This is a genomic window from Brachybacterium sp. 107 (genome assembly GCF_052379725.1).
GTDB lineage: Bacteria > Actinomycetota > Actinomycetes > Actinomycetales > Dermabacteraceae > Brachybacterium.
The window spans coordinates 120,678-140,759 of the sequence record NZ_JBQSYW010000006.1 but is presented as its reverse complement, the minus strand read 5'-3'; the positions used below and the strand labels follow the sequence as shown (position 1 = coordinate 140,759).

Annotated in this window: 18 protein-coding genes; 11 read left to right on the top strand and 7 right to left on the bottom strand. The window is 69.4% G+C overall.

The features are described 5' to 3' along the window. Nucleotides 1-123 precede the first annotated feature (123 nt). The 6 genes from ACT3UL_RS09040 to ACT3UL_RS09015 all read left to right on the top strand — a co-directional run bounded on the left by ACT3UL_RS09040 (nucleotide 124) and on the right by ACT3UL_RS09015 (nucleotide 7,788). Nucleotides 124-1,320, top strand: coding sequence for a YihY/virulence factor BrkB family protein (locus tag ACT3UL_RS09040; RefSeq protein WP_444577919.1), 1,197 nt, complete (start codon nucleotides 124-126; stop codon nucleotides 1,318-1,320). 1 nt (nucleotide 1,321) lies between these two features. Further along, nucleotides 1,322-2,068, top strand: coding sequence for an SOS response-associated peptidase (locus tag ACT3UL_RS09035; protein ID WP_444577918.1), 747 nt, complete (start codon nucleotides 1,322-1,324; stop codon nucleotides 2,066-2,068). A 76-nt stretch (nucleotides 2,069-2,144) separates the two neighbouring features. Next, nucleotides 2,145-3,551, top strand: coding sequence for a histidine kinase (locus ACT3UL_RS09030; protein WP_444577917.1), 1,407 nt, complete (start codon nucleotides 2,145-2,147; stop codon nucleotides 3,549-3,551). Continuing rightward, nucleotides 3,548-4,237, top strand: a complete 690-nt coding sequence (locus tag ACT3UL_RS09025; RefSeq protein ID WP_443426289.1) for a response regulator — start codon at nucleotides 3,548-3,550, stop codon at nucleotides 4,235-4,237. The genes ACT3UL_RS09030 and ACT3UL_RS09025 overlap by 4 nt, the downstream gene beginning before the upstream one ends. A gap of 285 nt (nucleotides 4,238-4,522) precedes the next feature. Then, nucleotides 4,523-5,275: an ABC transporter ATP-binding protein gene (locus ACT3UL_RS09020; RefSeq protein ID WP_444577916.1), complete on the top strand. Its 753-nt coding sequence runs from the start codon at nucleotides 4,523-4,525 to the stop codon at nucleotides 5,273-5,275. After that, on the top strand, nucleotides 5,275-7,788 hold the full coding sequence (locus tag ACT3UL_RS09015) for an ABC transporter permease (RefSeq protein WP_444577915.1): 2,514 nt from the start codon (nucleotides 5,275-5,277) through the stop codon (nucleotides 7,786-7,788). Before ACT3UL_RS09020 ends, ACT3UL_RS09015 begins: the two co-directional genes overlap by 1 nt. Nucleotides 7,789-7,963: 175 nt before the next feature. Here ACT3UL_RS09015 and ACT3UL_RS09010 read toward each other — a convergent pair whose 3' ends face one another. Further along, nucleotides 7,964-8,419: a hypothetical protein gene (locus tag ACT3UL_RS09010; RefSeq protein ID WP_444577914.1), complete on the bottom strand. Its 456-nt coding sequence runs from the start codon at nucleotides 8,417-8,419 to the stop codon at nucleotides 7,964-7,966. A 349-nt stretch (nucleotides 8,420-8,768) separates the two neighbouring features. Between ACT3UL_RS09010 and ACT3UL_RS09005 the strand changes: the two genes are divergently transcribed. After that, nucleotides 8,769-9,017 carry a WhiB family transcriptional regulator gene (locus tag ACT3UL_RS09005; protein WP_193117473.1) on the top strand — a complete coding sequence of 83 codons (249 nt, stop codon included), beginning with the start codon at nucleotides 8,769-8,771 and terminating at the stop codon, nucleotides 9,015-9,017. Between the two features lie 93 nt (nucleotides 9,018-9,110). Here the strand turns inward: ACT3UL_RS09005 and ACT3UL_RS09000 are convergent, their stop codons facing one another. Then, a complete protein-coding gene (locus tag ACT3UL_RS09000) occupies nucleotides 9,111-10,601 on the bottom strand; it encodes a sensor histidine kinase (protein ID WP_444577913.1) in 1,491 nt (496 codons plus the stop codon). A 99-nt stretch (nucleotides 10,602-10,700) separates the two neighbouring features. On the opposite strand from ACT3UL_RS09000, the gene ACT3UL_RS08995 reads away from it, so the two are divergent. Continuing rightward, the gene (locus ACT3UL_RS08995) at nucleotides 10,701-11,207 is read left to right on the top strand and encodes a DUF2505 domain-containing protein (protein ID WP_444577912.1); all 507 of its coding nucleotides are present in this window, start codon (nucleotides 10,701-10,703) and stop codon (nucleotides 11,205-11,207) included. 109 nt (nucleotides 11,208-11,316) lie between these two features. Here the strand turns inward: ACT3UL_RS08995 and ACT3UL_RS08990 are convergent, their stop codons facing one another. From ACT3UL_RS08990 to ACT3UL_RS08980, 3 genes are read right to left on the bottom strand one after another with little or no spacing between them, the layout of a single operon-like run. Further along, on the bottom strand, nucleotides 11,317-11,790 hold the full coding sequence (locus ACT3UL_RS08990; protein ID WP_444577911.1) for a DUF6912 family protein: 474 nt from the start codon (nucleotides 11,788-11,790) through the stop codon (nucleotides 11,317-11,319). Nucleotides 11,791-11,834: 44 nt separating this feature from the next. Continuing rightward, the gene (locus ACT3UL_RS08985; protein WP_444577910.1) at nucleotides 11,835-13,058 is read right to left on the bottom strand and encodes an AAA family ATPase; all 1,224 of its coding nucleotides are present in this window, start codon (nucleotides 13,056-13,058) and stop codon (nucleotides 11,835-11,837) included. Then, nucleotides 13,055-13,675 (bottom strand): SAF domain-containing protein, encoded by a 621-nt coding sequence (locus tag ACT3UL_RS08980; RefSeq protein ID WP_444577909.1) that lies wholly within the window; start codon nucleotides 13,673-13,675, stop codon nucleotides 13,055-13,057. The genes ACT3UL_RS08985 and ACT3UL_RS08980 overlap by 4 nt, the downstream gene beginning before the upstream one ends. Nucleotides 13,676-13,911: 236 nt before the next feature. Here ACT3UL_RS08980 and ACT3UL_RS08975 point away from each other — a divergent pair, with 236 nt between their 5' ends. Continuing rightward, nucleotides 13,912-14,151: a helix-turn-helix transcriptional regulator gene (locus ACT3UL_RS08975; protein WP_444577908.1), complete on the top strand. Its 240-nt coding sequence runs from the start codon at nucleotides 13,912-13,914 to the stop codon at nucleotides 14,149-14,151. Between the two features lie 125 nt (nucleotides 14,152-14,276). Here the strand turns inward: ACT3UL_RS08975 and ACT3UL_RS08970 are convergent, their stop codons facing one another. Next, nucleotides 14,277-14,822: a hypothetical protein gene (locus ACT3UL_RS08970; RefSeq protein ID WP_444577907.1), complete on the bottom strand. Its 546-nt coding sequence runs from the start codon at nucleotides 14,820-14,822 to the stop codon at nucleotides 14,277-14,279. Between the two features lie 346 nt (nucleotides 14,823-15,168). On the opposite strand from ACT3UL_RS08970, the gene ACT3UL_RS08965 reads away from it, so the two are divergent. Further along, nucleotides 15,169-16,344 carry a hypothetical protein gene (locus ACT3UL_RS08965; RefSeq protein WP_444577906.1) on the top strand — a complete coding sequence of 392 codons (1,176 nt, stop codon included), beginning with the start codon at nucleotides 15,169-15,171 and terminating at the stop codon, nucleotides 16,342-16,344. Continuing rightward, the gene (locus ACT3UL_RS08960) at nucleotides 16,344-16,745 is read left to right on the top strand and encodes an Rv3235 family protein (protein ID WP_444577905.1); all 402 of its coding nucleotides are present in this window, start codon (nucleotides 16,344-16,346) and stop codon (nucleotides 16,743-16,745) included. Before ACT3UL_RS08965 ends, ACT3UL_RS08960 begins: the two co-directional genes overlap by 1 nt. Before the next feature lie 205 nt (nucleotides 16,746-16,950). Here ACT3UL_RS08960 and secA read toward each other — a convergent pair whose 3' ends face one another. After that, nucleotides 16,951-20,025 (bottom strand): preprotein translocase subunit SecA, encoded by a 3,075-nt coding sequence (gene secA, locus ACT3UL_RS08955; RefSeq protein ID WP_444577904.1) that lies wholly within the window; start codon nucleotides 20,023-20,025, stop codon nucleotides 16,951-16,953. Nucleotides 20,026-20,082: the final 57 nt, after the last annotated feature.

Sequence of the window (20,082 nt, the reverse complement as noted above, 5' to 3'; positions counted from 1 at the left end):
AGATCGAACCGGAGCCCTTTTGCTGGCACTTGTCAGGAATTGTGGATAACTCTCCCAGCCCCGCCTCGTGGCAGGATGACAGCACCTGTCCTCGAGATCCTCCACACCCCAGGAGCCCACCTCATGGCCGACTCCCCCGATCCGTCGTCCCCCCGCCTCAGCCGGCCGACCTTGAAGTACATGGCCAAGCGCGTGCTGTCCGAGTTCACGCGCGACGGCGGCACCGACCAGGCCGCGAAGCTCACCTACTTCATGGTGCTCTCGATAGCACCGACGCTGCTGGCGCTGTTCTCCCTGGCCACCCTGCTGCTGGCCCCCATCAAGGATCAGATCGCCGACCTCATCACCCAGGCCATCTCCTCGGCGGCGAGCGGATCCGAGCTCGGCGCGAGCGAGGCCGTCAGCTCGACCATCACGTCACTCATGGGTTCGGCGACCGGTGGCACCATCGCGCTGATCATCGGTATCGCCACCGCCCTCTGGTCCGCCTCGGGCTACATCAAGGCGTTCGGCCGGGTCGCGAACCAGGTCTACGAGATCCCCGAGGGCCGCGGGCCGATCCGCCTGACCCTCTCGATGCTCGGCCTGACGATCGCGATGATCCTCGGCATCCTCCTGATCATGGTCTCGATCCTCCTGAACCAGTCGCTCGTGGACGGGATCCTGGGGCCGATCGCGTCCTCGATCGGAGCCGAGGGCGCGCTGAGCTTCCTGACCGGATCGTTCCTGCCGATCTGGACCTGGGTGAAGTGGCCCGTGATCCTGGTGCTCGCCTTCGCCCTGATCTCGCTGCTCTACTGGGGCGCCCCGAACATCGCCAAGCCGTTCCGTCTCATCTCCCCCGGCGGAGTGTTCGCGATCGTCGGCATCGCCGTCGCCGCGGTCGCCCTGTCGATCTACATGGGCACCGTCGCCGGCTACTCGAGCTACGGAGCCATCGGCGGCATCATGGCCGTGCTGTTCGCGCTGTGGATCATCAACATCGTGATCATCCTCGGCGCGGAGGTCGACGCCGAGTTCGAGAGGGCCCGCGAGCTCGAGTCCGGCAAGCCGGCCGAGGACACCCTCGACCTCCCGATGCGGGACTCCAAGGCCGCGGAGAAGGCGGAGTCGAAGCGGGAGGACATCATCGACGAAGGTCGCGACATCCGCCTGAAGAACCTGCACCGCGACTCCGAGGCCTACACCGGTGAGGACGCCCGCCTCACTCCTCGCCACGGCGTGCCGGCGGTGTCATCCGGCGCAGCCGACGGCTCCGATGCAGCAGGCACCGCCACATCCGGACTCTCCGACGGCGGCTCCTCGCCCAAGGACTCCTGACATGTGCGGCCGCTTCGCCTTCTTCCAGGAGATCGACCCGCTGGTCGACGACCTGGGCGCTGTCGACCTCACCGATCCGCATCTGCGCAGCCGCTGGAACATCCCGCCCACGGCGCCGATCCACGTGGTCACCGAATCGGTGGACACGGAGACCGGCGAGGTGGTCCGAGCCCTCCGGGTCGCCCGGTGGGGCCTGCTGCCACCGTTCGCGAAGGAGGCCTCGTTCTCCTCACGCACCTTCAACGCCCGACGGGAGACCCTCGGGGAGAAGCCGAGCTTCCGCGGGAGCCTCGGGCGGTATCGGGCGATCGTCCCGATGGACGGGTACTACGAGTGGGTGCGGGACGCCAAGGGCACACGCAAGCAGCCGTACTTCATCGCCCCGGCCGACGGGACCCCGCAGTACATGGCGGCCCTGGTCTCCTGGTGGAAGGGTCCCGGGCAGCACGAAGGGCCCGCCGCCACGGAGGACGGCACCTACCTGCTCAGCGCCACGATCATCACCCGGGAAGCCACCGGTGATCTCGCCGAGCTCCACGACCGCACCCCGGTGATGCTGCGCCGCGGTGAGATCGATGCCTGGCTGGACACCGCCATGGACGATCGCCACGCGGCGCAGGAATGGATCCTGGACGACGCGCATCTGCTCGACGACTCGACGCTCGAGGTGCGCGAGGTGGATCCGGCTGTCGGCAGGGTGGGCAACGACGGCCCGGAGCTGCTCGAGCCGCCGCAGACCCTGCTCTGACCCGATCCGTCCCACGACGGACTGTCCGACTGCGGTCTGACGCGCGACGCATGCTCGTCCCCGTACGCTCGAACCCATGACGAACGGACCCGATGCGCGGACCGACGTGCCGGACGGGCGCGTCCGCCGCTCCGACCCCTTCCGCTGGATCATCGAGAACCCCGGCACCGTCGACCTGATCGCCTTCGGCGCCGCCGCCTTCCTGATTCTCGTCTCGGGCTTCTGGACAGGATCGTTCGGCTGGTGGACGGTCTTCTCCGTACCGATGATCCTGACCGGCGCCGTGTGCCGGACACGTCCTGCCCTCGGGGTCCTGGTCATCGGCGGCCTGGCGCTGCTCCATGTCCTCGTCGGCATCCCGGTCGTGATGGGCGATGCTCTCACGTTCTACGCGATGTTCTGCGCGGTCGCCTACGGCTCGCGCCTCGTGCACGGTCTCGGCGTCGGCGCCGGATTCCTCGGCGTCCTGGTCCAGGCGACCTCGTGGGCCGTGGGCGCCGTGCGCGACGAGTACGGCGGTCCGCTCGAGGCGGCGATCATGTTCAGCACCTTGATCCTCGTCGGCAGCATCACCATCGTCGCGGTCTGGGCCCTGGCGAGCCTCCAGCGCGCCCGGGTGCGGCAGCTCGCGCTCACCCGTGACCGGGCGGAGCAGGCCATCCGGGAGAGGGAGCAGCGCACCGCGCTGGCCGTCGCCGACGAGCGTGCGCGCATCGCCCGCGAGATGCACGATGTGGTCGCCCACTCGCTGTCCGTGATCATCGCGCAGGCGGACGGCGGCCGCTTCGTCGCCGCCCAGAAGCCGGAGAAGGCCGCCGAGGTCCTCTCCACCATCGGGGAGACCGGGCGGGCGGCGCTCGCCGACATGCGCTCCCTGCTGGGAGTTCTGCGCCAGGAGGACGAGACCAGCTTCGGCCCGCAGCCCGGACCGGAGATGCTCGAGGACCTGATCGCGCGGGTCCGGGCCACGGGCCTCGACGTGTCCCTCGACATCGAGGGCCGGATCGAGGACCTCCCTCAAGCCCTCGGGATGTCCGTGTTCCGGCTCATCCAGGAGTCCCTGACCAATGTGCTTAAGCACGCCGGGCGCGGAGCCTCCGCGAGGGTCCGGATCCACCGCACACCGCAGAGGCTGGAGATCGATGTCTTCGACGACGGACAGGGCACCGACCCGGAGTCCGACGGCGAGGGCCATGGGATCACCGGGATGCGCGAGAGGATGGCCGTGTTCGGCGGGGTCCTCCGGGCCGGGCCCCTCCAGGAACGCGGCTACCGGGTGCAGGCGACCATCCCGCTGGACGGAAGCGTTCTCACGGCGCCGCGGACCGCGGACCGACCCCGACACCAGCTCTCCCGGCCCGAACCGTCCGTCGACCCCATCCGGCCGGCGGCCACCCCGACACATACAGTCACACACACGGCCGGGCGCACCGCACCACAGCACACCGAACCATCCCACCACCCCGGAGGAGCTCCCCGATGACCACACCACTGGACCGCCCGCTGCGCATCGCCCTCGTCGACGATCAGCCTCTCGTGCGGGCCGGCTTCGCGATGGTGATCGACTCCCAGGACGACCTGGAGGTCGTGGCCCAGGCCTCCGACGGTGCGGCGGCCGTCGAGGAGCTGCGCGCCCGCACCGTCGACGTGGTGCTGATGGACGTCCGCATGCCTCGGATGGACGGCATCGAGGCCACCTCACGGATCCTGGCCCAGTCCCCCGAGGGTCGCGCCCCGAAGATCATCGTGCTGACCACGTTCGACCTCGACGAGTACGTGGTCTCCGCCATCCGCGCCGGTGCCAGCGGCTTCCTGCTCAAGGATGCGCAGCCCGAGGACCTGCTCGGCGCGATCCGCACGGTGCACAGCGGCGACGCGGTGATCGCCCCGTCGGCCACCCGCCGTCTGCTCGCCCGGGTGATCGCCGCTCCTGAGCCCCAGGAGAAGGACACGTCGGTGCTCGACGTGCTCACCGAGCGCGAGCGCGAGGTCCTCGCGCTCATGGGTCGTGGCTACTCCAACCAGGAGATCGGCGCCGAGCTGTTCGTGGCCGAGGCGACCGTCAAGACGCATGTGGGCCGCGTCCTCTCGAAGCTCGGCGCCCGGGACCGCGTGCAGGCCGTGATCGTCTCCTTCGAGACCGGTCTGGTCAGCCCCGGCGCCGACTGAGACCACGGACAGGCGCCGACCTGCGGACGGGGACGAGCCGAACGGAACGTGCTGAGCGCCTCGGGCCGAGCAGAGGGCCGGGCCGGCCACGCGCTCCGGGGAGTCCCACCCCGCCAGCCGCAAGGCAGCATCGGGATCTGCCCCCGCGCGTCATGCCCGGGTATGACACGACGGCGTCCTGAGGTCGGACATCGTCCCCCTGCACGGGACCACGGACTGACGACGCGGTGCAGATCGGTGCACGAGCATGGTCGATGACCGCCTACCCCGTCGTGAAGGATCCCGATGACTGCCCAGTCCCTCGCCTCTCAGCCCTCCCCCGGTGACCCCACCGGCGCGTCCACCGCCGCACCGGCCATCATCGCCCGCGGGGTCACCCGCACCTACGGCACCGGCGCCGGCATCGTCACCGCGCTGGACACGGTCGACCTCGATGTCGCCCGGGGCGCGTTCACCGCGATCATGGGCCCCTCCGGCTCGGGCAAGTCGACGCTCCTGCACACGCTGGCAGGGCTCGATGTCGTCGATGGCGGATCCATCAGCATCGACGGGACCGAGATCACCACACTGGGCGACGACGCCCTCACGAAGCTCCGACGCGAACGGATCGGCTTCGTGTTCCAGTCCTTCAACCTGCTGCCGATGCTCAGCGCCGAGCAGAACATCCTGCTGCCGCTCGAGCTCGCCGGAGCACGGGTGGACCGTGCCTGGCTGGACACCATCACCTCGGCGTTCGGGATCGGCGACCGTCTCTCCCATCTCCCCTCGCAGCTCTCCGGCGGGCAGGTGCAGCGCGTCGCAATCGCCCGCGCACTGGTCACCTCCCCGGCCGTGGTCTTCGCCGACGAGCCGACCGGGAACCTCGACTCGCGCACCACCGAGGAGGTCCTGAACTTCCTGCGTCTGTCGGTGGACGAGTTCGGCCAGACGGTCGTCATGGTCACCCATGAGAGGGAGGCCGCGGAGCGTGCTGACAGGATCATCACGCTCGCCGACGGTCGCATCGCCAGCGACGAGGACCTGCGGGGGCAGCGCTGATGGCCCGCCGCTCCCCCGTGAAGCTCACCCCGCTGCGGCGGCACCTCGCCGCCGTCGTCACCATCGCCCTGTCCTGCGCCTTCGTCGCCGTCATGGTGCTGGCCGGGAACCTCATGCAGGCGTCCCTGCGATCCCAGGCCTCCCAGCAGTACGAGGGAGCCGATCTCGCGATCGAGAGTCCCCTGGCCGACGAACAGTGGTCCTCGCAGGCCCCGCTCGACCCGCCCACGATCGACGGCGCCGAAGCCGTGTGGCCCCAGCTGATGGACTACGTCCAGCTCGACTCCGCCACCGGATCCAGCGTCTTCCTCTCAGCATCCATGCTTCCGCCGGGTTCTTCGGGACAGGACGGTCTCTCCGAGGGGACGGTTCCCACGTCCGCCTCCGAGGTGGTGCTCGATGCCACCGCCGCCGACGAGCTCGAGGTCTCGCTCGGCGACACCGTCGTGCTGCCCGCCGATCATTCGGCCAGCGGCGATGAACTCACCTTCACGGTCGTCGGCATCGCCCCGGCCCCCGAGGGTGCCGTCTTCGGGAGCACGCCCCGGGTCCTGGTCTCCGAGGCGAACGCCGAGGCGCTGCTCGGGCTGACGGCCGGGACCCTCACGGACCGTTGGCTCGCCAGCGTCCCCGAGGGTGCCGACCCCGCCGCCGTCGCCGCGGACGCCGCCACTGACGACCTCACGGTCCAGACTGTCGGCGAGGCCGAGGACGAGGCTGCCGGGGAGCTCATGCGGGGCTTCGGGGCCCTCGCGATGATGCTCGCCGTGTTCGTGGTGATCGCCCTGTTCACCAGCGCCGTCGTCATCGCGAACACCTTCGCCGTGACCGTCGCCCAGCGCACCCGCAGCCTTGCGCTGCTGCGCACCCTCGGGGCGACCCGATCACAGGTGCGCGGCGTGGTGCTGCGCGAGTCCCTGACCGTCGGGGTGATCGGTGCGCTCCTCGGCATGCTCGGCGGGCACGTCCTGACGCAGGTCGCGCTCGCCGCCGCCGCAGGGCTCGGCTGGTTGGACGGCGTCATGCTGGTCCCGCTCAGCGTCTGGTCCGTCGCGCTCCCGGTGCTCGCCGGAGTGGTGATCACGGTCGCGGCGAGCCTCGCACCGATGCGCTCCGCCACCCGTGTGGCACCGTTGCAGGCGCTGCGCCCGGCTCCGCCCGCGCAGCGTCGTGGGCTGGGAGTCCAGGGCGTGCTGGGCCTCGTCGCGGTGGCGGCCGGCATCGTCATCATGGCGGCGGGCACCGTCCTCGCCGTGAACCAGATCGCCTCGCTCGGCATCCTCCTCGCACTGGCCGGGGGCGTCATCAGCTTCACGGGCGTCCTGGCCACGCTGGTCATCGTCACCCGCCCGCTGTCGGCTCTCGTCGGCCGGATCATCGGCCGGATCGGCGGCCTCCCGGCGAGGATCGCGAGCGCGAACGTGGCCCGCAGCCCGCGACGCAGCGCCGCCACGATCGCGGCCCTGCTGATCGGCACCACCTTGATGACCATGATGGCCGTCGGAGCGCGGACTGCCGAGGAGACGCTCACCTCGGAGCTGGATTCCCGCCGCCCGATCGACGTGGTGGTCTCCGCGGCGGAGATGCCGGAGGACGCCGCCGAGCAGATCCAGGCGATCCGGGGCATGGACACCGCCGTCGCCTCCGCTCGCGGCGACATCGAGGTCGGGGCCACGGAGCCGATGACCCTCTACAGCGCCACCCCCGAGTCCGTGCGCGAGGTCTCTCACCGACCGGAGATGGCCGACGAGCTCGTCGACGGTGTGGTGCTCCTGGGCCAGGATCGAGCCGAGCGCTTCGGCGTCACCGACGGCCAGATGCTGTCCGTCGACGGCGCCGACGGTTCCCCGCACGAGCTGAGGGTGCAGATCGACGCGAACCTGCAGATGTCCCTCGTGTCGCCCGCGACCCTCGAGCAGCTGCGCGGGGACAAGACCTCTCCGGTGGTGCTCGCCGACTTCGCGGACCCGGGCACGCCGGCCCGCGAGGGCGTGGCGTCGCTGGACCTCATCGACGCCGTGAACGAGCAGATCAGCAGCCAGGGCTATTCGGAGGCGTCCGCGGACTTCGGCGGGACGGAGCGGGAGGCCTACGCGCAGATCCTCACGATCCTGCTCGGCATCACCATCGGCCTGCTCGCCGTCGCGGTGCTGGTCGCCCTGGTGGGCGTCGCCAACACGCTGAGCCTCGGCGTCATCGAACGCACCGGGGAGAACGCCCTCCTGCGGGCGCTGGGCACCACCCGCGGTCAGATGCGGGCGATGCTCGGCTGGGAGGGCATGCTGCTCGCGCTGGTCGGAGCGGTGCTCGGCATCGTCCTCGGCAGCGCCTACGGGGTGCTCGGCATCGAGGCGCTGCTGGGCTCGACCTACCCGGTCTCGATCACGATCCCGTGGATGCAGGTGGGTCTGGTGCTGCTGCTGGCCGTTCTCGCGGGAGGGGTGGCCTCCGTGCTGCCGGGACGCACCGCAGCCCGGACGGCTCCGGCCGCGGCGCTGGCGGCGAACGAATGACGAGCTGACCCTCCGTCCCGCACAGCGGGAACTGCGCCCGGGACACCGGAGCCCTCAGAGCGGATCAGACCCGCAGTGCGCAGACAGAAGGCCCTGTCCCGGAGAGATCCGGAGCAGGGCCTTCTGCCTGGTAGGAGGCCGCCGCGTCGTCGCGACCGCGGCACGCTCGAGACGATCAGCTCCGGCGCACGCTCTCGGGCAGCGGCGTGGAGCGCACCAGGCGCAGGAGGAGCAGGAACAGGACGAGGGCGAGGACGAGCGCGAGCCCGCCCTGCCAGTACAGCGACCCGCGCAGCATGTTCACACCCACGAGCGCCTGGAACAGCTGCCACGTGATCCCGTATCCCAGACCGAAACGGCCCTTCACCAGGATCGACCGCGCCGCCAGGGCAGCTCCCAGAGCGAAGACGAGCAGGAAGATGCCCAAGCCGGTCAGAAGCTTGGTGGGGATCTCCCCTGCCGGGACGATCAGGAAGCAGTAGGTGGCAGCAGCAGCCAGCATGAGGGCTTCGACGCCGAGCAGCGCGGCGACCGTCGGCCGGGTGCGCGGGCTGGGATCGTCGGCGTCGGCCGGACGCTCATCGACGCGTCGGGACGCGTCGGATCCAGGGGTCTGGGAATCGATGGGCATGGACGAACTGTATCCGGGCTGGCCCTCGGAACCGGGCCTCGAGGCACGCGCGACGCACACCCGAAGCACTCCACGAGCGCTTTCGCAACGCCTGAGTGCGGGGCATCACGCTCCCGCTCACCCGTGTGGGAAGTGCCACCCAGGTCGGGGACGCAAGCCCTTGTCGAGTCCGCGACCGCCCCAGAGAATGGAAGTCGGCTCGTCCACGACGCCGCGCTCCGCAGCAGCAACTGCCGCACACGGAGCCGCATCCCAGAGCCGGAGACCCGAGAACGCCCCACCCGGAGCGACCCTCGCCGCGTCGCGCCCCGAGGGGTGAGGCGTGGCGTTCTGGAAAGAGAGAGTGACGATGGACTGGCGCCACCGTGCCGAGTGCCTCAACCATGACCCCGAGCTGTTCTTCCCGATTGGGAACACCGGCCCGGCGATCACCCAGATCCAGGAGGCGAAGGCGGTCTGCCAGCGGTGCGACGTCATGACCGCCTGTCTGAAGTTCGCTCTCGAGTCCGGTCAGGACTCCGGCGTCTGGGGAGGCCTGTCCGAGGACGAGCGCCGCTCCCTCAAGCGCCGTAACGCCCGCGCCCGCCGCGCGAGCTGACTACTTCGTCCTGCGGCGCGGCCTCACCGGTCCCGGCGCCGCAGGACATTCCGGTGGGAGCCCCGACGAGGGCCCTCTCCGTGGCGGGCCCGTTCAGAGGCTGAGCGGGTCCAGGTACACGTCGACGACTGCGCACGTCCCTCCCCCCGGGCGGTCCTGCCAGGTCAACGTCCCACCCAGCTGACCCTGCACGAGGGTGATCGCGATGTTCGTGCCGAGCCCCGTGGGCTTGGCCGATCCCATCCCATCACCGTCGTCCTCGATGTTGATCACGAGATGGGACCCCACGCGCTCACTGCGCACCGTGAGCGTTCCGCCGGTCTCCGAGAGACCGTGCTCGACGGCATTCGTGGCCAGCTCCGTGACCACCAGGGCCAACGGCGTCGCCTCCTCCGCACGGATCGACCCGACCCGTCCGATCTTCTCGGTGTGTACCTCTACCTGGGTCTCCGTGAGTCGGGGAGCTCCCGCCCTGTGCACCGTGGCACTGGCGGCATCGACGGCGAGCCGCAGGCAGCGGTCGATCACCTCGTCGAAGTGGACCGCCTCCTCCGATCCCTGCAGCAGGGACTCGTGCACCAGGGCGATGGTCGAGACCCGGCGCATCGCTTCGCTGAGCGCCTCGCGCGCCTCGTCGGACTTCATCCGACGGGACTGCATGCGCAGCAGGGCGGCGACCGTCTGCAGGTTGTTCTTCACCCGATGATGGACCTCGCGGATGGTCGCGTCCTTGGTGATCAGCTCCCGTTCACGACGGCGCAGCTCCGTCACGTCGCGCACGAGGATCACGGCGCCGGTGCGCTGACCGCGCTCGGTGAGAGGGACGGCGCGCAGCGACAGCGTCCCTCCTCGAGCCTGCATGTCCGAACGCCAGGCGGCGCGCCCCATCAGCACCAGCGGCAGCGACTCGTCCACCGGTGATCTGGACTGCAGCACGTCCGTGGACAGCTCGGCAAGGGTGATCCCCTCCATCGCGCCGTCGATGCCGAAACGGTGGAAGGCGGAGAGCGCATTGGGAGACGCCCAGCGGACCACGCCGTTGGCGTCCAGCTGCACGACGCCGTCGCCGACGCGCGGCGCACCTCGTCGGGGCGGGATCGGGGCCCCCTCGATGGGGAACGCCCCGGATTCGAGCATCCGCAGCAGGCGGCGGCCGAGCTCATGCTGGTGCACCTCGTTCGCCGAGCGGGACCCATCGCTGATCGGGCTCTCCGCAGCGAGGACCGCCAGCGTCCGCCCCTCCTTGCGGACCGGCACCAGCAGGCCGGTGGCCTCACGGCCTTCGCGTTCGATGGGCTCGGGCTCCCGGGTGGGCTCGGCACCGGCGAGGAGGGAGGGGATCGAGGAGCCCTCCGCGTCCGTGAGCACGATTCCCACGGGGTCCTCGTAGTACACGGTCGATCCGGTCGCAGGCCGGCAATGGGCCACGGCGTGGGCCCCCTCCTCGCCCTGGATCCAGAGCACGAGGTCGGAGCGGAGCAGATCGGAGACCAGGTTCCAGTCCCCGACGAGATGCTGCAACCAGTCGGCCTCCTTCTCGGAGAGTCCACGGTTGTCGGAGAGGAACTTGGACAGGCTCGGCATGGGATCAGGATAATGGTCAGAACGGAGGACGGGCACGTCGTGCCCACCGGCGCTCCTGACATAGGCTGGGATGGACCGATCCCCCGGGGAGGACGAGGAATGAAGCTTCGCGAGACGTTGAACCTGCCGCTGTCCGCGCGCACTGCTGCGACGATGTACGCCGACGAGGAGTACACCGCGATCCGTCAGGAGACGCTCGGAGCGAAGAGCGCCGTCGCCTCGGTCGAGGGTGACCCCGCCGGGGCCTTCTCGGTGCGCACCGAGCTCGAGATGCCGACGGACAGAGTTCCGGACATCGTGCGTCCGTTCGTCGGGTCCTCGGTGACGATCCGTGAGGAGCAGTCCTGGTCCGCGCCGGAGCCCGACGGCAGCCGCACGGGCACCATGAAGCTCGAGGTGGTCGGCACCCCTGCAGGGATGAAGGCTTCGCTGCGACTCGCTCCGACCGGGCAGCTGACCAGCCGCGTAGATATCGACGGCGATCTCGTGGCCAAGATCCCGCTGCTCGGCTCCAAGCTCGAGAAGGCGGCTCTCCCCTATGTCTCCAAGGTGCTGCGCGCCGAGGAGAAGTCCGCGACGACGTACAAGGATCGCGCCGAGGGCTGATCCGGGCACGCCTTCTGTCGGGCGCCGCGCTCAGCCCGTTTCCGACCTACGTTTGGGGCCGCGTGCGGGCCGCGTGCGCCGGATCGTCGCAGAGCGCTCTCTCCCGGTCTCAGGCCGACGTGGCCGGCGGGGTCGGCTCGCTCTCGGCGGCGCCGTCGAGATATGCGAACGCGTCGGTGACCTCGGAGGCGTCGAACCAGAGCAGGGCAGGATCGGTGTCATCCTGCTGTGCGGCAGCGGCATCGAGCTCGCTCACATGGAAGCTGGCGATACGCGCCCGCGCCGTCTCGCGCAGCTCGACACCGAATGCACCTCCTCTCTCCTCAGCAGCGCCCACCGACCCCTCAGGGACATCGACGGCGATCACGAGAGCTCGAGACGTCGCATCGGCGGAGAGCAGGGCGACGTGCATGGCGTCCTGCATGGCTTCGTACTCGAGATCCTCGTCGTCGTGATCCGGGTTGTCCGCGCTCGCGGGCCCGGTGACGCCCCAGGCTGCTCGCCCCGCGTGCAGCTCGAGGCCTGAAGGGGAGTTCTCCAGGATGGTCCGGTCCTCGGCGCTCATTGGCAGGTAGATCCTCATGGCCACCATCTTCTCACTTCGGCACCCGTCCCACCTCGGCGTCCTCAGGAACCGGAGGCGACGTCCGCTGCGTCCGGGACGGTCTCCCTCGCTCCGAGGACCACGTCGGAGGCGGCAATGTCGCGCAGAGCCTTGCGCAGGGCGGAGCGGGACGCGGACTCCGAGAGCAGAGCGCCGTCCCATGCCGCGGTCCGACAGGCGATGGGGTCATCCGGCAGCAGGTGCACCGAGGCCACCTTCATCCGGGAGGTGATCAGTTCCCGCACCCGATCCCCGGGGATGGGCGACCCGACCCTGTTGACGATCACATGGAGCTCCTCGACACCGAGCTCGTCGAGCCGGGAGTGGTCCCGCAGGAGGCGGGTGATGCTGACCGGATCGGCGGCGACCACAGCGATCACGGCGTCGGCGCTCTCGAGAGCGCTGATCGTGGCGGCATTGCGCTGCGGAGCCGCGGTGTCGTAGCTGAGCTCCTCGTCCTCCTCCAGCACCGGTCCGACATCGGCGATGACGAGGTCGCCACGACGCGCCAGGGCCTGCCAGAGGCCATCCATCGAGGTGCGTCGCACCTCTGACCAGCGGGCGGGGACGCCGATCCCGCTGAGCAGCCGAAGCCGTGGCTGAGCACTCGGGAGGAGGGCCTCGAGCGATTCTGCATCGAGCGTGTCCCGGTCATGCGCCCGACAGGCGGCCACCAGCCCGGGGGTCTCATCCAGCACCCCGAGCATCTGGCTCTGCGCAGGACCATAGGTATCGGCGTCCACGAGGACTGTCTGCTCTCCGGCGAGCGCGGCCTCGGCCGCAAGATTCACCGCGATGGTCGAACGCCCGGGTGCTCCTCCTGGCCCCCAGATGACGACGAGACGGCCTGCTTCCTCCGCCTCGTCGATCACGGGCTCCTGCACCCAGGTCTCCTCGCGCCCCTGGGGCGCGGCCGCAGCATCGAGCATCGCGATGATCTCGCCGATCGGCGCGGACGACGGGAGCAGGTGACGCAGACCCAGGGACGTCTGCTCCGGGGCTTCCTCGGAGCGCAGCCCCACCACGGCCGCCCCACGCATCAGCGTCGCCAGAGAATCTCGCCCCAGACCACGGACCGAGACATCGATCAGGACGACGTCCCCGATCCCAGCGGCCACCACCGCCATCGTCTCGGCAAGATCCGCGCATCGACGCACCACTCGGGCCGCACGGCTCTTCTCCTGCGCCAGATCATGGACGATGCGCACCTCGTCGCTCCCGGAGGCGCACAGGACGACATCGATCACGGGGCGACCCCGTGCGCTCCGGGCACACCGATCACGTCCAGGCGCTCATCACGGGAGAGGACCTTCAGCACCGCAGGCAGGTCCCCCTGGGGGACCAGCACCTCGACAGCCATCGAGCGCATTCCCAACGAGCTGCCTTCGTCGATGTTCCGGACGATGCCCGCGGACACCAGCAGCTCGGCATCCGCGCTGGTGCCGTCGTCCGCCTTCGGGCTGGTGTGCCAGAGCTCGACCGTCGCACCGGGAGCCACGGATTCGGCGACGGTCGCGTCCACGGGAATCACGATCGGCCGCAAGGGGACATCACCGGACTGACCGACGGCCGAGAGCGGGATCAGCTCCCCCGCCTGGACGGTTCGAGTGGCAACGGCTCCTGACGGGATCGCGTCGACGCTCCCGACATAGAGGCCGTCCTGCTCCCCCAGCCGCATCTCGACCGTTGCGAGATTGTCCGGGCCGATCACGTCGCCGGGGACGATCGGCGAGCGCGCCACCAGGACCGACGTGGTCTCAGCCAGGCGCGAGACCAGGAGCGCCCCCATCAGGACGCTCGCCACGACGAGCACGATGCCCACGATCAGTCGAGGATCCTTCCACCGCGGTCGGCGCAGTCTCATCACCGGTGCAGCACCCGCCACGTCGTCCTCCAGATCCCTGCCCGATCCCCGTGACCGAGTTCTGCCAGAGGCTACGGGACGCGGGGCCGTGAGGGGCGCACACTGGGACAATTGTGGAAAACTTGGGGGAAGATGCCGAGGAGACCGGGCTGTCCACATCGCGCCCCCAGCTGGGCACGGAAGGGTATGAGAACATCCGTGTCAGAAGGTTTCCTCCCCGACCGGAAGGTACGTCGATGGCGCCGCGATTCGTCCCGTTGTCCGATGTCGCCGAGATGCTCTCCATCTCCGCATCGCAGGCATACGCCCTGGTCCGTTCCGGGGAACTGCGCGCCATCAAGGTCGGCGGACGCGGTCAGTGGCGGGTCGAGGTCACGGAGATCGAGTCCTACATCGAGCGCAGCTATGCCGCGACCGCGTCGATCCTCGCCACTGAGCGTGAGCTCGAACGCCAGAAGCACGACGAGAAGCACTGACCCCACCTCGGCGAGTTGCAAACCGCCGGGACAGGTCGACGCACGACCACTGCCGCGGCCTCTGCTGCCGCCGTCGTCGTCGAGGCTCAGCGGCGACACCCGCCATCGCACCGCCGCAGGCCTGTTCAGCGCACAGTGATTGCCAGCACTGATGCGGTTGCCACGGTGACGCGTGATGAACCGGGGACCGTTCCTCGTTCACCGGTGGGCAGGGACTGCACGTCCATCGCATCCGCTCCGACCGCCGCGATACGGCCGGTGATACCGCCCGCCAGGGTCTCCAGCCGCACCACGCTGCGATCCCTGGCGATCTCGCGGAGCACGGATCCCAGCCCGAGGGGCGACCTCAAGGACTCCTCCGCCGGCCGCGCCCGGGCGGGCAGCCCCTGGACGAGGGCGATCGCCGACAGGGGAACGATGGCTCGCTGACGGGCCCCTTTCTCGCGCAGCGCGAGCCACCCCTCCCCGACCTCGTCGACCGTCCCCTCGAGTCGCAGGACGATGCCCAGATGGAGCGTGAGCGCGTGAGCGCCTGCGCCACGCAGGCGATCCGCGAGCGAGAGCTGTGCACGTTCAGCTCGCGCCAGGTCCTCGGAGACCGCGCGCATCTCCTCCCTCTCCTGATGGGCGAAACGACCTTCGAGGTCGTCGAAGATCCGCTCGAATCGCATGCCGACACCCTAGACCGCCCAAGCCTGCTGCCGGTGGTCCATGGGAAGTCTCGTGCACTCAGGCATCGTCGGCCAGCTGCCTGCGAACAGGAGCAGCTGCCTGCAAACGGGAGCAGCCGCCTGCGAACGGGAGCAGCCGCCTTCAAGCGGACGTACGCGCGCATACCGGTCAGAGGGCACCTGCACAGACCCTTCCTCCCCAGACCCGTGCCATCCACACGATGACCAGCGAGCCTTGCACTGTGCCTCAGGACACACTACTTTGGCGCCACGACGAACTATGCACACCAAACTGCATCAAACGACATGATCTGCAGCAGCGGGAGTGCCTCACCAGGAGGAACCCATGGGGGACGACGCACCCTTGCCGGCACGGCCCGCGACTGCTCTGGCTGGTGCGCTGCTCTCCGGGGCGGCCGCCTTGGCGATGGGGGGCGCTGCGCACGCGCTGCGTCCGTCCTCGGCCGGAGTGCTCGGCGACGATGCGCTGATCGCCTGGGTGCTCGTCGGCATCGCGGGTCTCGGCGTCCTGTTCTGCGTGTACCTGACAGTGATCTGGGGGCTTGCTGCAGTGGTGATGGCCGCAGGTCCGGCCAGTCGCCTCGGAGCCGCGCTGTTCATCGCGCTGCGAGCCCTCGCACCTCAGGTCGCGCGGCGCGTCGTTTTCAGCACGGCGCTTGCCGCGACGGCGACCGGGCTCGCCCTGGCCCCCGCCACCGCAGCGGATCACTCCCCCGACGACGGTGCGGGGGTCTCGACCTCCGTGGCTGTGTCCTCCGAACTCACCCCGTCGGACCTCTCCGATCCTGACATGGAGCCCGATACCGATCCCGCTGCCAAACCCGTTGCCGAGCTCGGTGATCCTGCGTCGACACCGGCACCGGGCGACCAGGGGACGGAGCCGGATCCACTGCCTGCTCTGGGCTGGGGTGAGGAGCAGGGCGCGGCGCCCTCTGACTCGGACGGCGCCGACTCAGAGGGCCCAGCACCCTCCCGACCCAAGGAGTCTGCAGCCCCCACGGGGGACGACCTTGATCCAGAGCCCGAGACTTCGCAGGGCACCGACGCCCGCGACCTCGATGAGCCCGGCATGCCCCCGGAACCCGACCATTCGGGTCAGGACCAGAGCACCGAGAGCACCACGGACACGGAGAGCACCACGGACACAGCGGATACCGCGGATACCGACGGCACCAGGGGCACCGGCGATGACCGACCCTCGCCCTCGACCGACGCCGCCACTGGGGCGCCCGCGCGGCCCTCCTCCCCCGGGCAGGAATCCCGACCTGATTCCGCACAGCCCTCGCCGGCCTCGAGCACCGTGGTGGTGAAGTCCGGAGACTCTCTCTGGAGCATCACGGACGAGCTTCTCGGCCCCGCCGCGGACACACCGTCCGAGATCGCCGCAGCGTGGCCCCTCCTCCACGACGTCAACCGCGACGTGATCGGCACGGACCCAGATCTTCTCGAACCCGGGCAGGAGCTTCTCGTGCCCACACCCCTTTCCTCCCAGGAGCAGTGATGACCACGACCGACCAGCACCCGAACGCAACCCCCGACACCTCGGAACGGCTCGATCTGAGTGATCCCCGAGTGGTCGAGCGGATGGTCGAACCAGTAGCCCGTCGGGCCGTGGAGATCGTGCGCGACATGCGTCCGGAGAACGCCCTGACCCGAATCGTGACACCCGAGGTGGAGAAGCTGCTGTCCCGGCGGGCAGCGCTGACACGTCGGCTCCGGGCCGCCACCGGCTACGCGCCGCCGAAGCGGCTCGAGGTCAGCGGAGTGCGCACGTGCATCGTGAACGACCACACCGTCGAAGCGAGCTGCGTGCTGCGCGAGCCGGAGCGGGCGCGGTTCCTCGCGATGCGATGGGAGCTGCGGCATTCGGGGTGGCGGGTCACCGTCCTCGAGATGGGCTGACCCCACAGCGCGCCGTGGGGCACCGTGCCGCACCGGGGTCCCCACTCGCCTCTCCTTCCCCTCCTCCCACGCCGCCGCCTGTGCCTCTCCCGGGCACGGCGAAGGGCCGATCCGTGTCCTGCACGCTCATCGCGGCAGGAGCCGGATCGGCCCTTCGACGTCAGGATCTCGGCGGTCGAGCCGCCTCACCCCTCAGATCATCGTCTCAGCCCTTGCGTCGCCTGCCCCGCCGAGGGCCGCGGTTCTCCGCCACCGGCGCACCCTCGGGCTTGTCGGAGGTCTTGTCCGCAGCAGCGGAGTCGACACGGGCGTTCTGCTTCGCACGACGGCGGCGCTGGGCACGGGAGAGCGTCGAATCGTCCTGGACTCCGTTGCCCTCGGCGGAGGAGTAGCGCAGCTGCCGCGAATTCGGGCCATCATCGAGGCCCTTGGCGGTCAGCACCACGTTCCTCTCGTCCTCGAGCTGGTCCGAGGACGAGCCTTCCTCGGAGTCCGTGACGGAGTCCCCCGCGGAGCCCTTCGCCACCTCCTCGGCGTCTGTCGAGGGTTCGGCGTCCGTCGAGGGTGTTGCCGAGGTCGTCGCCGAAGTGTCCGACGCGTCGTCCGCCGGGCTCTTCGCCGCGGTCTTCGACTCCGAGCCTGCCGTTGCAGACTGCGAGGTCCCCTCGCCGGAGGTGGCCTGGGCGAGAGCGGTGGCGAGCTTGTTCTTCCCCGCGCCGGACTTCCCCGCGCCGGCCTGCAGCAGATCGCTGACGGCCTTGGGCACGACGGGCTCGGCCTTCTGCACCTGGACCTCGAGGTTGAAGATGTAGCCGACCACATCCTCCTTGATGCCCGCGATCATGTCGTTGAACATCAGGTGACCCTCACGCTCGTACTCGATGAGCGGGTCGCGCTGGGCCATCGCCCGCAGGCCGATGCCCTCCTTGAGATAGTCCATCTCATAGAGGTGCTCACGCCACCGGCGATCCATGACCGAGAGCAGGACACGGCGCTGCAGCTGGCGCAGTCCGTCCTCACCGAGCTCCTCGACGCGCGACTCGTACGCAACTCGCGCATCACCCAGGATCTCCTCCTTGAGCAGATCCGCGCCGAGGTTCTCCTTGCCGCCGACCTCGGCGATGAGCTCATCGGCAGTGATCGAGACCGGGTACGCGGGGCGCAGCGCACCCCACAGCTCCTCGAGGTCGAAGTCCTCGGGGTTCTTGCCCTTGGTGTGCGACTCGACGGTGCCGCCGATGACCTCGCCGATGAAGCGCTCGACGTGCTCGTCGAGCTCCTCGCCCTCCAGGATCCGCCCGCGCTCCTCGTAGAGCTTCTTGCGCTGCTTGGTGAGAACGTCGTCGTACTTCAGCACGTTCTTGCGGATCTCGGCGTTACGGGACTCGATCGAGTTCTGCGCACGCTGGATGGCTCCGGAGACCATCCGACCGGTCAGCGGCACCGATTCATCGACCCCGCCGCGGGCCAGCAGCGACTCCGCCGCGCCCGAGTTGAACAGACGCATCAGGTCGTCCTGCAGGGAAAGGTAGAAACGGGACTCGCCCGGGTCGCCCTGTCGGCCGGAACGGCCTCGCAGCTGATTGTCGATGCGACGGGACTCGTGACGCTCGGTGCCGAGCACGTAGAGACCGCCGAGCTCCACGACCTCGTCGTGCTGCTCGGCGACGGCCTGCTTGGCCTTGGCCAGCTGCTCGTCCCACGCGGCCTCGTAGGCCTCGGGGTCCTCCTCGGCGTCCAGGCCCCGCTCCTCGAGCGCAGCGTGCGCCATGAACTCGACGTTGCCGCCGAGCATGATGTCCGTGCCTCGCCCTGCCATGTTCGTGGCCACGGTGACTGCGCCCTTGGCGCCGGCCATCGCGATGATCGCGGCCTCACCGGCGTGGTTCTTGGCGTTGAGCACCTCGTGCTTCACACCCTGCGCGCTGAGGAGCTTGGCGAGGTACTCCGACTTCTCCACGCTGGTGGTGCCCACCAGGACGGGCTGGCCGCGATCGTGACGCTCGACGATGTCCTCGACGACCGCCTCGAACTTCGCCTTCTCGGTGCGGTAGATCCGATCCGGCTCGTCGTCGCGCTGCATCTCGCGGTGCGTGGGGATCGGCACCACCCCGAGCTTGTAGGTGTTCATGAACTCGGCGGCCTCGGTCTCGGCCGTGCCGGTCATGCCCGACAGCTTCTCGTAGAGCTTGAAGTAGTTCTGGAGGGTGATCGTGGCGAGGGTCTGGTTCTCCGCCTTGATCTTCACGCCCTCCTTGGCCTCGATGGCCTGGTGCATGCCCTCGTTGTAGCGGCGCCCGGCGAGGATGCGACCGGTGTGCTCATCGACGATCATGACCTCGCCGTTGATGATCACGTAGTCCTTGTCGCGCTTGAAGAGCTCCTTCGCCTTGATGGCGTTGTTGAGGAAGCCGATCAGCGGGGTGTTCAGGGACTCGTAGAGGTTGTCGATGCCCAGGTGGTCCTCGACCGTGTCGATCCCGGACTCGAGCACACCCACGGTGCGCTTCTTCTCGTCGACCTCGTAGTCGCGGTCACGACGCAGCAGCTTCACGACCTTGGCGAACTCGCTGAACCACTTGTTGGCATCACCGGAGCCGGGGCCGGAGATGATCAGCGGCGTCCGGGCCTCGTCGATGAGGATCGAGTCGACCTCGTCGACGATCACGAAGTTGTGGCCGCGCTGCACCCTGTCCTCGGGCGAGAGGGACATGTTGTCGCGCAGGTAGTCGAAGCCGAACTCGTTGTTCGTGCCGTAGGTGATGTCCGCGGCGTACTGCTCGCGGCGCTCAGCCGGGGTCATCCCCGACTTGATGACGCCGGTGGTCAGGCCGAGGCTGCGGAACACGCGGCCCATGATGTCGCTCTGGTAGCCGGCGAGGTAGTCGTTGACGGTGACCACGTGGACACCCTTGCCGGAGAGCGCGTTGAGGTACGCGGGCAGGGTGGCGACCAGGGTCTTGCCCTCACCCGTCTTCATCTCGGCGATACGGCCTCGATGCAGGGCGGCGCCGCCCATGATCTGCACGTCGTAGGGGCGCTGACCGAGCGTGCGTTGTGCGGCCTCGCGCACCGCGGCGAAGGCCTCGATCATCACGTCGTCGAGGGTCTCGCCGTCCTCCAGCCGTTCCTTGAAACGGTCGGTCTCCTCGCGCAGCTCGTCGTCGCTGAGGTCGGTGAAGACGTCCTCGACCGCCGCTACCTTCTTGGCGATGGACTCGAGCCGACGCAGCTCGCGGCCTTCGCCGGCGCGCAGGATCTTGTCGAAGAGGTTGACCACTCGTGCTCCCGAAGTTCTTTGGATTCGTCCTCGCGGACAGCTGATGCCTGACCCATC